Consider the following 12662-nt stretch of genomic DNA (forward strand, 5'->3'; position numbering starts at 1 on the left):
TGGGCGGCCGGTGCGCCCGGCGCTCGGCCCGCGCGCGCAGGGCCTGCCCCGCAGTCGCTCACGCGGGGAGGGGATTTGACCGGCTCACTATCCTTGTCGCGTGACTTCCACCCCTGCCCCCGTCGAGACCGGGCCCTCCACGACCGCGCCTCGGGTCCCCGTGCTTGAGGCCCCGCGCTCGTACGAGGTCCGCACCTTCGGCTGCCAGATGAACGTGCATGACTCCGAGCGCATCTCCGGGCTGCTCGAGACCGCGGGCTACGTGCCCGCCGGGGCGGAGGCCGAGCCGGACCTCGTGGTCTTCAACACCTGCGCGGTGCGCGAGAACGCCGACAACAAGCTCTACGGCAACCTCTCGCAGCTCGTGGGGCCCAAGAAGCGCAATGAGCGCATGCAGGTCGCCGTCGGCGGCTGCCTGGCGCAGAAGGACCAGGACCGGATCCTGGCGACCTCGCCGGTCGTGGACGTCGTCTTCGGCACGCACAACATCGGCTCCCTGCCCGCCCTGCTCGAGCGCGCCCGGCACAACGAGGCCGCGCAGATCGAGATCCTGGAATCGCTCGAGACCTTCCCGTCGGCCCTGCCGACGAAGCGCGACCAGGCCTACGCGGGGTGGGTGTCCATCTCCGTGGGCTGCAACAACACATGCACGTTCTGCATCGTCCCGTCCCTGCGCGGCAAGGAGGAGGACCGTCGCCCCGGCGACATCCTGGCGGAGGTCCAGGCGCTCGTGGACCAGGGCGCCGTCGAGGTCACCCTGCTCGGGCAGAACGTGAACTCCTACGGGGTCTCCTTCGGCGACCGCCGGGCCTTCTCCAAGCTGCTGCGCGCCTGCGGCGAGATCGAGGGCCTGGAGCGCGTGCGCTTCACCTCTCCGCACCCCGCCGCCTTCACCGACGACGTCATCGACGCCATGGCCGAGACCCCCAATGTCATGCCGCAGCTGCACATGCCGCTGCAGTCGGGCTCCGACCGCGTCCTCAAGGACATGCGGAGGTCCTACCGCTCGGCCAGGTTCCTGCGGATCCTGGACAGCGTCCGCGAGCAGATCCCCCATGCCGCGATCACGACCGACATCATCGTCGGCTTCCCGGGCGAGACCGAGGAGGACTTCCAGGACACTCTCGACGTCGTCGAGCAGTCCCGCTTCTCCTCCGCCTTCACCTTCCAGTACTCCGTCCGCCCGGGCACCCCGGCCGGCGAGCGCGAGGACCAGGTCCCCAAGGAGGTCGTGCAAGAGCGCTACGAGCGCCTGGTCGCCCTCCAGGACCGGATCGCGGCCGAGGAGAAGGCCCGGCTCGTGGGCAGCACGGTCGAGCTGCTCGTCACCGCCGACACCGGGCGCAAGTCCGAGTCGACCCGGCGGCTCTCCGGACGCGCCCCGGATCAGCGCCTCGTGCACTTCTCCGTGCCCGAGGGCGAGCAGGCCCCGCGTCCGGGCGACTTCGTGACGGTCCCCGTGACCCGGGCGGCCGCCTACCACCTGATCGCCGACCCCGAGCCCGGCCAGTACGCCCTGCGCCGCTCGCGCGGCGGCGATGCCTGGGAGCGGGAGCAGGCCGCCTCGTGCGGCACCTCGGACGGCGCCCCGGACGCCCGGCCCGGGTCCGTGAGCCTGGGGATGCCGTCGCTGCCCGCGCGCGGCGCGTGAGCGAGCCCGCCGTGGGCACGGGAGCCGCCCGGCTGCCCGTCGTCGGCGTCGTCGGGCCCACGGGCACCGGCAAGTCCGATCTGGCCATCGCCCTGGCTCGGCGCCTGGACGGCGAGGTCGTCAACGCCGACTCCATGCAGCTCTACCGGGGCATGGACATCGGCACGGCCAAGGTCACCCGCGCCCAGCGCGAGGAGGTGCCGCATCACCTGCTCGATGTCCTGGACGTCGATCAGGAGGCCTCCGTGGCCCGCTTCCAGCAGGCCGCTCGTGCGTGCTTCGACGCGATCCGATCGCGCGGACGGGTGCCGATCCTCGTCGGCGGCTCCGGGCTCTACGTGCGCGCGGCCCTCGACGTGATCGAGTTCCCCGGGACCGATCCCGACGTCCGCGCCCGCCTGGAGGGGGAGCTGCGTGAGCACGGGGAGGGACCGCTGCGCCGGAGGCTGCGCGAGGCCGATCCCGCCTCCGCGGCGCGGGTCCACGACGACCGGCGCCTCATCCGCGCGCTCGAGGTCCTCGAGGTGACGGGCCGGCCCTTCACCTCCTTCATGCCGAGCAGGACCTATCACCGCCCCGCGGTCCAGATCGGGCTCGACACCGACCGCGCCGCGCTGCATCGGCGCCTGGCCGAGCGCGTCGAGTCCATGGCCGCGGCGGGCCTCGAGGACGAGGTGCGGAGGCTGATCCCGAAGGGGCTGTTCGACGGGCCCACGGCGGGGAGGGCCCTGGGGTACCCGCAGTTCGCCGAGGTCGTGGCCGGGACGTCGAGCCCTGCCGAGGCCGTCGAGGCGACGACCGTGGCCACCCGGCGGTTCGCCCGGCGGCAGCTCACCTGGTTCCGCGCGGATCCTCGCGTGCAGTGGCTCGAGGCGGGCGCCGATGACCTGGTGGACCGGGCCGAGCGGATCGTGCGCTCCGCGGCGGCCTCCGAGGCGACGAGCCCGGCACCGGGCCCCGAGCCTGAGTGAGCGGCGCGTCCTCGGTCCGATCCGCGGCGCGGGGGGACGACTACCATGCTGGGGTGGGCTCCTCGCCCCGGGACCCCAGGGGCGGGCCCGGGCCCGAGCCGCCCCGGATCGACCCCGCCCGGACACCGACCAGGAGGCTGACGCCGTGACCGCCGAGACCGATGCCGAGAGCTCCGGAGCCGACGCCGCCGAGCGCCCGGGGACGGATCCAGCCGTGCAGCCCGGTGCGGGCTCGCATGCCGCCGCGGCCGATGACCGCCCGCCCCGCGAGGGCGCGCCGGAGCACGTCTCGCAGGAGGAGCCGTCCGTGTTCGGCGAGCTGAGCGGCATGGACTTCCTCAAGGGCCACGGGACGGGCAACGACTTCGTGCTCGTCGTGGATCCGGACGGCAGGCTGCTGCTGGACGACGACATCGTGCGTCGGGTGTGCGATCGCCACCAGGGCATCGGCGGCGACGGGCTGATCCGCGTGCTGCACAGCACCGCCCTGCCGGAGGGCCGCGAGCTGCTCGACGAGGACCCGTCGGCCGAGTGGTTCATGGACTACCGCAATGCCGACGGCTCGATCGCCGAGATGTGCGGCAACGGGGTGCGCGTCTTCGTGCGCACCCTGATCCGCGAGGGCCTCGTCGATCTGGCCGAGGGGGAGATGCTGCGGATCGGCACGCGCGGCGGGCTCAAGACCGTGGCCCGCACCGCCGACGGGTTCGCCGTGGACATGGGGCCGTGGGGCTTCGTCGACGGCGCCGAGGCCCGTGCCCGCGGCTCCGACGCCGTCGTCACGGCCGGCGGCCTCAAGGTCCCCCGCCCGGGTGTCTCGATCACCATGGGCAACCCGCACACCGTCGTCGCGCTCGCCGAGGGCGAGAAGCTCGATCACCTGCAGCTGTGGACCGCCCCGGACGTCCGCCCGATGCCGCCGGACGGCACCAACGTGGAGTTCGTGGTCCCGGCCGACGAGGAGGGCGACGGCATCGGGCGCCTGCGGCTGCGCGTGCACGAGCGCGGTGTGGGGGAGACCCAGTCCTGCGGCACCGGCGCCTGCGCCGCAGCCGCTGCGACCCGCTTCTGGGCGGGCGCCTCCGCGCCCGACGAGTACCTGGTCCAGGTGCCCGGCGGCGTCGTCTCGGCGACCTTCGTGCCGGGCCCGCACGGGGCCGAGCACGTGGTCCTGGCGGGCCCGGCGGAGATCGTGGCCCAGGGCGTCTTCGCCTGAGGCGGGGCCTCGGACCCGACAGCCCGGGACTGCGACCCCGGCCCGTCGGATCCGAGGTGCCGGAAGCGGCGGGCGGATGGCGCCGGTCGGAGCGCGACGCCCGGTCCTCGGCGCTCGCGGCAGGGGCTCAGCCGCGCTCGACGGCCAGGATCCTGAACCCCTTCGACGTCGCGGCCCGGCCCACGCTCCACGGGCCCTCGGCGGCGCGCGGCAGGGCATCGTCCAGCCAGGCCTGGAGGGTGTCGGCGCCGAGGTTCTTCTGCACCACGAGCCGCGCGCTGCCGCCGGGGGCCAGGCGCGGCAGCCACAGCAGGAGCAGCTCGTGCAGGGCCTGCTTGCCGATGCGGATCGGGGGATTGGACCAGATCGTGTCGAAGCGGCGCTGCTCCGGGACGTCGTCGGGCAGCAGCGCCTCGACGGCCGTCAGCCCGAGTCCTGCGGCATTGTCGCGCGTCAGTCCGAGGGAGCGCTCGTTGACATCGACAGCGGTCACCCGGGCATCGGGGGCCACCTGGGCCATGGCGAGGGCGATCGGCCCCCAGCCGCAGCCGAGGTCGAGCAGCTCCGCGCCTCGGGGGTCGGGGACCTCGTCGAGCAGGACCGCGGTGCCCTTGTCGAGGCCCTTGGGGGAGAAGACGCCGCCGGCGGTCTCGACCGAGACGCGCCGGCCGCGCAGCTCCACCCCGATCCGCGACCGGCGCTCCTGGCCCTGCGGCGTGGTGAAGTAGTGGGAACCGGGGGTCTCGGACATGGGGACCATGCTAGGCCGTGCGCATCGGGCCTGGGCGCGGCCGCGGACCGGTCGGCGGGCCGTCGCGGAACAACGGCGGTCCTCCGCGAGTTGTACCCTGAACCCGCTCGCGGCATCTGCGCCGTCGAGCGCAGCGCGGCGAGCGCTCCGCAGCGCCGCGGCGATCGGCGCGGCGCCCGGTGATCACAGCGCCGCGCAGCGCCCCCGGAGCGGGACATCCCCGCCGAATCCGTCGAAAAGGATCCATGACCCACACCTCCGCGAACGACGCCGAGCCCACCGGCTCGGCGCCCACCGACCAGCAGCTCGAGGACGTCGTCGCGCGCGTGCTCTCGCGCACGCAGCAGCGGCGCGAGGCCGCGGCGCACGGCGACGCCTCCGGCTCGGGGGCCTCGGCCCCCGCCCTCGACGACGCAGCCGCCGCGGACGACCGCGGGGGCGCGTCGGCCGGGCCCGAGGCCGCGCACGAGGACCGGGCCGAGGGGACCGGGGCGGCCCCGGACCGCGCGCAGCGGCACGACGTCCTGGGCGGACGAGCCCGCGAGCTCTCCGCCGAGACGCTGCACACGGACTCCGACGGCGAGCAGCTCGAGCTCGCCGAGCGCCAGTCGCTGCGCCGCGTGGCGAACCTGTCGACCGAGCTCGAGGACATCACCGAGGTCGAGTACCGCGAGCTGCGCCTCGAGAAGGTCGTGCTGGCCGGCCTGTGGACCTCCGGCCCCGCCGCCGAGGCGGAGAACTCCCTGCGGGAGCTGGCCGCTCTGGCCGAGACCGCCGGCTCCGAGGTGCTCGACGGAGTCCTCCAGCGCCGCTCGCACCCCGATCCCGCGACGTACCTGGGCTCCGGCAAGGCGCTCGAGGTCAAGGACATCGTGGCCGCCACGGGCGCGGACACCGTCATCGTCGACGAGGAGCTGGCCCCGTCCCAGCGCCGCGCGCTCGAGGACGTGGTCAAGGTCAAGGTCATCGACCGGACGGGCCTGATCCTGGACATCTTCGCCCAGCACGCCAAGTCCAAGGAGGGCAAGGCCCAGGTCGAGCTGGCGCAGCTGGAGTACATGCTCCCGCGTCTGCGCGGCTGGGGCGAGAGCCTCTCGCGCCAGGCCGGCGGCCGCGCGGCCGGCGGCGAGGGCATCGGCTCCCGCGGCCCCGGCGAGACCAAGATCGAGATGGACCGCCGCCGCATCCGCGCGCGCATGGCCAAGCTGCGCCGCGAGATCGCCGCCATGAAGCCCTCGCGCGAGGCCAAGCGGCTCAACCGCCGGCGCAACTCCGTGCCGTCCGTGGCGATCGCCGGGTACACGAACGCGGGCAAGTCGTCGCTGCTCAACCGCCTCACGGACGCCGGGGTGCTCGTGGAGAACGCCCTGTTCGCCACCCTGGACCCGACCGTGCGCAAGGCCGAGACCCCGGACGGCATCGGCTACACGCTCTCCGACACCGTCGGATTCGTGCGCTCGCTGCCCACCCAGCTCGTCGAGGCCTTCCGCTCGACGCTGGAGGAGGTCGCCGACTCGGACGTCATCGTCCACGTCGTCGACGCCTCCCATCCCGACCCGGAGGGCCAGATCCGTGCGGTCCACGAGGTCTTCGCGGACATCGAGGCCCTCGACGTCCCCGAGATCATCGCCCTGAACAAGGCCGATGCGGCGGACCCGTTCGTCGTCGAGCGCATCCGCAACACGCATCGCGATGTCGCGGTCGTCTCGGCCCGGACCGGGGAGGGGATCGACGAGCTCAAGCAGCGCATCGCCGAGGCCATCCCGCGTCCGGACCACGTCATGGATCTGCTGATCCCGTACACCGACGGCGACATCGTCTCGCGCCTGCACGGCTGGGATGCCGAGATCCTGCGCACCGAGTACCTGGGCGACGGCACGCATCTGCTGGTGAAGGTCCGCGAGGACCTCGCCGGCGACCTGCAGCGCTACGTCTGGCAGGACGCCCAGCAGTTCGGGCAGGGGGTGCCCGGCGACGGCACGCAGCCGGAGTCGGCGGCGGCCCCCGAGACCGGGGCCCGCTGAGCGTGGCGCGCCCGTCCGCCTCGTCCTTCCGCGACGCCGCCGGCAGGCCCGTCGCCGACCTGCGCCCGGAGTCGCTGCCCGGCGGCGCCGCTGCCCTGCGGCTGCTGGACACCGCGGTCGAGGCGCTGGGCGGACAGCGCCGCGACGGCCAGCGCCTCATGTCCGCCAAGGTGGCCGAGGCCCTCGAGCTGCGGCGCCACCTGCTGGTCCAGGCCGGCACCGGGACGGGCAAGTCCCTGGCCTACCTCACGCCGCTGGTGCAGCACGCCCGCAGCGCCGCCAAGCCCGTCGTCGTCGCCACCGCGACCCTGGCGCTGCAGGCCCAGGTGGTCGGCCGCGACGTCCCGCGCCTGCTCGGCGTGCTCGAGGACGAGATCCCCGAGCAGCTCGAGGTCGCCCTGCTCAAGGGCCGCAGCAACTACGCCTGCCTGCACAAGATCGAGGGCGGCTATCCCGAGGACGAGGACGGGGCGCTGTTCGCCGCGCCCGACGACGGCCCCCACCCCGCGCCCGGAGCGAACACCCGCGCCGGGCGGCTCGGGCAGGAGGTCAAGCGCCTGCGCGAGTGGGCCGAGGTCACCGAGACGGGGGACCGCGACGACGTCTCCCCGGGCGTGAGCGACGCCGCGTGGCGGCAGGTCTCCGTCTCGGCGCGCGAGTGCCTGGGCCGCAGCTGCCCGCTGGTCGAGAGCTGCTTCACGGAGCTTGCGAAGGCCCGCGCGGCCGAGGCCGACATCGTCATCACCAATCACGCGCTGCTGGCGATCAACGCCTTCCAGGACCTCCAGGTGCTGCCCGATCACGACGTCGTGGTGGTCGACGAGGCGCACGAGCTGCGCGACCGCGTGACCGGCGCCGTGACCGGGACCATCTCGGCGGCCGCCGTGCGCTCGGTCGCCGCCTCGGTGCGCAAGCACACGACGGCCAAGCACGAGGACCTCCAGGGCGGGGCCGACGATCTGGAGAAGGCCCTCGAGGGCGTCCCCGCGGAGCTGCTGGCCCGCGGCCTCACAGCCCCGATGACCGCAGCCGTCGAGCGCATCCGCGAGGCCGCGCGCACCGCGCTGTCGGAGACGAAGCCGGAGTCCAAGGACGGCGGCCGCGACGCCGACGGCGGACGCCAGATGACGCGCTCGCGCCTGACCGAGACGCTCGAGCTCAGCGAGCGGCTGCTGGGGGCCGACGAGGCCCGCGAGGTCGTGTGGCTGTCGCGCCAGGGGGGCTGGGAGCCGGGGCGCGGCTATGTGCCCGCCGACGACACGGATCCCGCCACGATCAGCATCGCCCCCCTCGGCGTCGGCGGCCGGCTGCGCGAGGGCCTGTTCGAGGGACGCACCGTCGTGCTGACCTCGGCGACGCTGACCGTGGGGGAGTCCTTCCAGGCCGTCGCCGGCGATCTCGGGCTCACGGGCCGCGGCGCCCCCACCTGGGACGGGATCGACGTCGGGAGCCCGTTCGACTACCCCCGCCAGGGCATCCTGTACATGGCCGGGCACCTCGACAAGCCCGGCCGGCAGCTTTCCGACGGGATGCTGCAGGAGCTCGAGGACCTGCTCACGGCCTCCGGCGGGGGAGCCCTGGGGCTGTTCTCGTCGCGGCGCGCCGCGGAGGAGGCCGCCGAGGCCATGCGCGAGCGCACCGGCCTGAGCATCCTGTGCCAGGGCGACTCCACGCTCAGCGCTCTGGTCTCCCAGTTCGCGGAGGAGCCCGACACCTCGCTGTTCGGGACCCTGGGCCTGTGGCAGGGGGTCGACGTGCCGGGGGACGCATGCCGTCTGGTGCTGATCGACCGCATCCCCTTCCCCCGCCCCGACGATCCGCTGTCCACGGCCCGCACCCGCGCCGTGGCCGAAGCCGGCGGAAACGGGTTCATGGCGATCTCGGCCACCCACGCGGCCGTGCGCCTGGCCCAGGGGGCGGGCCGCCTCATCCGCTCGACCGGGGACCGCGGCGTGGTGGCCGTGCTGGACTCCCGGATCGCGACCGCCCGCTACGGCGGCTTCCTGCGGGCCGGCCTGCCCCCGCTGTGGACGACGACGGACCGCTCGATCGTCCTCGGCGCCCTGCGGCGGCTGCACGGCGGGGACGGCTGAGCCCCTCCGGACCCGGCATGGCCAGGCAGGCGATATGCGGCGGGTCCGGGTCGATGGCACGGTGGATATCTCCGGAAGCCGAGGGCGTCCAGCACCTGCGCAGCCCGCATTCGAGGACCGCGCATCTGAGCATGCGGCCGATCTGGCCGGGGCTCGCCGTGGCGGCGCTGGCAGCGGATCGGGCTGCTGTGAGCCCGCCCCGGCCCGCTCCTGCGACGGCGGGGAGCGGTCCGGCCGCAGGGCGGCCTCAGAGGCTGCGCAGGACTGAGACCACCTTGCCCATGACGGTCGCCCGATCGCCCAGGATCGGCTCGTACTGCGAGTTCTGCGGCAGCAGCCAGGTGTGGCCGTCGCGCCGGCGGAAGGTCTTGACCGTGGCCTCGTCATCGAGCAGCGCGGCCACGATCTCGCCGTTCTCGGCGGTGGGCTGAGCGCGCACGACGACCCAGTCGCCGTCGCAGATCGCGGCGTCGATCATGGAGTCGCCCGAGACGCGCAGCATGAAGAGCTCGCCGTGGCCGGTGAGCTGCCGGGGCAGGGCCAGGCGGTCCTCGACCTGCTCCTCCGCGGTGATCGGGGCGCCGGCGGCGATCCGCCCCACGAGCGGGACGAACGCGACGTCGGCGGAGCCGATCGGCGGGACGGTCGGCAGGCCCTCGGACGCGGTGTCGGCCGCGCCGTCCCGTTCTCCCCGCGCGCCGTCCTCCGCTGCGCTCTGCCCGGTCGCGGCCTCCTCCGCGGAGGCCTCGAGCAGGTGAAGCGGCACCAGGACCTCGAGGGCGCGCGGGCGCTTGGGATCGCGACGGAGATAGCCGAGCTTCTCGAGCTGGTTGAGCTGATGGGTCACGCTCGACAGCGACTTGAGGCCGGCGAGGTCGCCGATCTCCCGCATGGACGGGGGATAGCCGTGGGTCGACACCGCGCGCTGGATGACCTCCAGGATGCTCCGCTGCCGGGGCGTCAGGCCCCTGCGGCGCGTCGGGGCCGGTGCGCGCTCTCCGGCGCCGTCCGCGCCGCGCTGCGTCCGGCCGCTGCCGCTGCCGCTGGCTGCCATGTCCGTCCTCGTCTCCCTCGATGGGCCCGCCGTGCTCGTCCGGCACGGGCCCGACCGGCAGCGCAGGCGATCGCCTTGTGCTGTCGGACCCGGTGCGTTGACTCGATCCCGACGGGCCGGACGGTGCTCCTGCGGAAGCAGGCACCCCGCGGGGCCCGTCGTCCGACCTGCGCAGATCTCCGTCGAGGCTACGTGACGCGGCAGACCCCTTCAAACATCTGTTCGATCGTGTCTCGACACGAGTCGCACGCAAGTGCTAGAAATGAAGCATGACGTTCGAACACGTATTCGATCGCCGCGACGGCGCACCGCACGAGATGCCGTCGCACCTGCTCCGCCGCGGCAGAGCAGCCCTGCACGAGAACCCTCCGGGCACAGGCCCCGGAGACGACCGCCACCGCCCGCACCTCGGCTCGAAGGAGTGCATCCCATGTCCGTGATCAGCGCAGCTGTCCCGTCGCACTCGCCGTCCGTCCGCGGCGTCCCCCTCCTGCGCGGCCTGCGCAGCGGCGGCCGGGCCTTCGCCCGGGAGGTCTCCGCGGCTGTCCCGGCGCTGCAGCGCGGGGATCGTGCGAACCGGGCGCCGCGTGGGAGTGCGCAGAGCCGGGCCGCCGCCGGCTCGTCGGACCTGCGTCTCACCCGCCGGGGACGGCTGCTGCTGGTCGGCGTCCCCACCATGGCGGGTGTGCTCGCGGCCGCCGCGCTGCTGATCGTGCTGATCGCCCCCTCCCATGTCGTGGCGGGCACCGAGCCGGCCCAGGGCCCCGGGGTCGAGTCCGTGACGGTCCAGCCCGGTCAGAGCCTCTGGGAGGTCGCGCAGCAGGCCGAGCCCCAGCGCGACACCCGCGATGTCGTCCTGCAGATCGTCGAGCTCAACGACCTCGACTCCGCTCGGGTCGACTCGGGCCAGGAGGTCCTGGTCCCGGCCGCGTGATCCGCAGCCGCCGTCCTCGTACGGGCCCGGCGCAGCGGACTCGTAGACTGTCCGGGTGACTTCTCCGACGGCGACCTCCCAGAACCAGGGCCCCTCCCCAGCCGACAGGCTCGCGGCACTGCCCCTGCGCGACGACCTGCGCGGCAGGTCCCCGTACGGGGCCCCGCAGATCGACGTCCCCATCGCCCTGAACACCAACGAGAACACGCATCCGGTGCCGCAGGACGTCCAGGACGCCATCGTCGCCGAGGTCGCGCAGGTCGCCGCCGGGCTCAATCGGTACCCGGACCGCGAGTCCGCGGTCCTGCGCCGCGAGCTGGCCGGCTATCTCGGGCACGGGCTGGGCGAGGAGAACGTGTGGGCGGCCAACGGGTCCAACGAGGTCCTCCAGCAGCTCCTGCAGGCCTTCGGCGGCCCCGGGCGACGAGTCCTGGCCTTCGTGCCCTCCTACTCGATGTACCCGCTGCTCGCCTCGGGGACGAGCACGGAGTTCATCCCGGGCCGTCGCGCCGAGGACTTCGGGCTCTCGGCCGAGTCGGCGGCTGCGCAGGTCCGCGAGCACCGGCCCAGCGTCGTGCTGCTGTGCTCGCCGAACAACCCCACCGGAACGGCGCTCGAGGACGACGTCGTGGACGCCGTCTACCGCGCCGGCGAGGAGTCGAACACCGTCGTCGTGGTCGACGAGGCCTACGCCGAGTTCTCCCGCTTCCCGGAGCGCACCGCTCTGCGCCTGCTCGAGGGCCGGCCCCGGCTGGTGGTCAGCCGCACCATGTCCAAGGCCTTCGCGCTGGCGGGCGCGCGCATCGGCTACTTCGCCGCCGCCCCCGAGATCTCGGACGCCGTGCGGCTCGTGCGCCTGCCCTACCACCTCTCCGCCGTGACCCAGGCCACCGCCCTGGCGGCGCTGCGGCACCGCGGCACCCTGCTGGCCGATGTCGCCGACATCCGGATGCAGCGCGACCGCATCGTCGACGACCTCAAGCGCATGGGCCTGGAGCCCGCCGAGTCGGATTCGAACTTCGTGTTCTTCGGCGGGGACATGGACGCCCCCGCCCTGTGGCAGGACCTGCTCGATCGGGGCGTCCTGATCCGCGACGTCGGCATCCCCGGGCACCTGCGAGTCACCGCCGGGACCGAGGAGGAGACCACCGCCTTCCTCGACGGGGTCCGAGCTCACCTGGAGGCCGCGTCCGGCCGGGAGCGGGACCCCGCCCCCGGCCGCTGAGACCGCAGGCCCGCCCCGGGCCGCACCGTCCATCCGCCCTCACCCACGCCGCAGGAGGCCCCATCGTGAGCCATCAGCCCACCACCGCAGGAGCCGGCGCGCCGTCGGCGCGCACCGCATCCCTGGAGCGGGTCACGAGCGAGTCGAGCATCCGCGTCGAGCTCGATCTCGACGGGACCGGAGCGAGCTCCATCTCCACGACCGTGCCGTTCTACGACCACATGCTCACGGCGCTGTCCAAGCACTCGCTGATCGACCTCACGGTCGAGGCCGTCGGCGACACCCACATCGACGTCCACCACGTGGTCGAGGACACCGCCATCGTGCTCGGCGAGTGCCTGCGCGAGGCGCTCGGGGACAAGCGGGGGATCGCGCGCTTCGGGGAGGCCTCGGTGCCGCTCGACGAGGCGCTCGCCCGGGCGGTCGTCGACGTCTCGGGACGCCCCTACTGCGTGCACGCGGGAGAGCCGGAGGGCCAGCAGTACCACCTGATCGGCGGCCACTTCACCGGCTCCATGACCCAGCACGTCTTCGAGTCGCTGACGCACCACGCGGGGATCTGCCTGCACATGGAGCTCGTGCGCGGGCGGGATCCCCACCACATCGTCGAGGCCCAGTTCAAGGCCCTGGCCCGTGCCCTGCGGGCCGCGATCGAGCCCGACCCCCGCGTCACCGGCGTCCCGTCGACCAAGGGCGCGCTGTGATCCGCCGCCCGGAGGACGCCGTCGACGAGAAGGGCCGCA

At 74.0% G+C, this 12662-nt stretch carries 10 protein-coding genes; 8 read left to right on the forward strand and 2 right to left on the reverse strand.

All coding sequences use genetic code 11. The features are described 5' to 3' along the window. The first annotated feature begins 160 nt into the window (after window positions 1–160). The 3 genes from miaB (at window position 161) to dapF (ending at window position 3838) form a co-directional block, all read left to right on the forward strand. The gene (miaB, locus tag FSY66_RS09415; protein WP_144794289.1) at window positions 161–1651 is read left to right on the forward strand and encodes a tRNA (N6-isopentenyl adenosine(37)-C2)-methylthiotransferase MiaB; all 1491 of its coding nucleotides are present in this window, start codon (window positions 161–163) and stop codon (window positions 1649–1651) included. Then, complete coding sequence (gene miaA / locus FSY66_RS09420; RefSeq protein ID WP_260853618.1) at window positions 1648–2622, forward strand: tRNA (adenosine(37)-N6)-dimethylallyltransferase MiaA; 975 nt, start codon at window positions 1648–1650, stop codon at window positions 2620–2622. The genes miaB and miaA overlap by 4 nt, the downstream gene beginning before the upstream one ends. 328 nt (window positions 2623–2950) lie before the next feature. After that, window positions 2951–3838: a diaminopimelate epimerase gene (dapF, locus tag FSY66_RS09425; protein ID WP_144794295.1), complete on the forward strand. Its 888-nt coding sequence runs from the start codon at window positions 2951–2953 to the stop codon at window positions 3836–3838. Between the two features lie 127 nt (window positions 3839–3965). Here dapF and FSY66_RS09430 read toward each other — a convergent pair whose 3' ends face one another. Then, entirely contained in the window at window positions 3966–4598 is a 633-nt protein-coding gene (locus FSY66_RS09430; protein WP_396350895.1) for a class I SAM-dependent methyltransferase, read from the reverse strand. A gap of 236 nt (window positions 4599–4834) precedes the next feature. Here FSY66_RS09430 and hflX point away from each other — a divergent pair, with 236 nt between their 5' ends. After that, window positions 4835–6613, forward strand: a complete 1779-nt coding sequence (gene hflX, locus FSY66_RS09435; RefSeq protein WP_186304531.1) for a GTPase HflX — start codon at window positions 4835–4837, stop codon at window positions 6611–6613. A 2-nt stretch (window positions 6614–6615) separates the two neighbouring features. Continuing rightward, window positions 6616–8706: an ATP-dependent DNA helicase gene (locus tag FSY66_RS09440; RefSeq protein WP_396350896.1), complete on the forward strand. Its 2091-nt coding sequence runs from the start codon at window positions 6616–6618 to the stop codon at window positions 8704–8706. Window positions 8707–8953: 247 nt separating this feature from the next. On the opposite strand, the gene lexA is transcribed toward FSY66_RS09440, so the two are convergent. Further along, complete coding sequence (gene lexA / locus FSY66_RS09445; RefSeq protein WP_144794166.1) at window positions 8954–9760, reverse strand: transcriptional repressor LexA; 807 nt, start codon at window positions 9758–9760, stop codon at window positions 8954–8956. Window positions 9761–10190: 430 nt separating this feature from the next. Here lexA and FSY66_RS12910 point away from each other — a divergent pair, with 430 nt between their 5' ends. From FSY66_RS12910 to hisB, 3 genes are all read left to right on the forward strand, one after another. Beyond that, entirely contained in the window at window positions 10191–10694 is a 504-nt protein-coding gene (locus FSY66_RS12910; protein WP_260853619.1) for a LysM peptidoglycan-binding domain-containing protein, read from the forward strand. Window positions 10695–10749: 55 nt separating this feature from the next. Continuing rightward, a complete protein-coding gene (locus FSY66_RS09455) occupies window positions 10750–11919 on the forward strand; it encodes a histidinol-phosphate transaminase (RefSeq protein ID WP_144794169.1) in 1170 nt (389 codons plus the stop codon). Between the two features lie 65 nt (window positions 11920–11984). Next, complete coding sequence (gene hisB, locus FSY66_RS09460; RefSeq protein ID WP_144794173.1) at window positions 11985–12623, forward strand: imidazoleglycerol-phosphate dehydratase HisB; 639 nt, start codon at window positions 11985–11987, stop codon at window positions 12621–12623. The last annotated feature ends 39 nt before the right edge of the window (window positions 12624–12662 follow it).

Source organism: Kocuria palustris (assembly GCF_007666205.1).
GTDB lineage: Bacteria > Actinomycetota > Actinomycetes > Actinomycetales > Micrococcaceae > Kocuria > Kocuria palustris_A.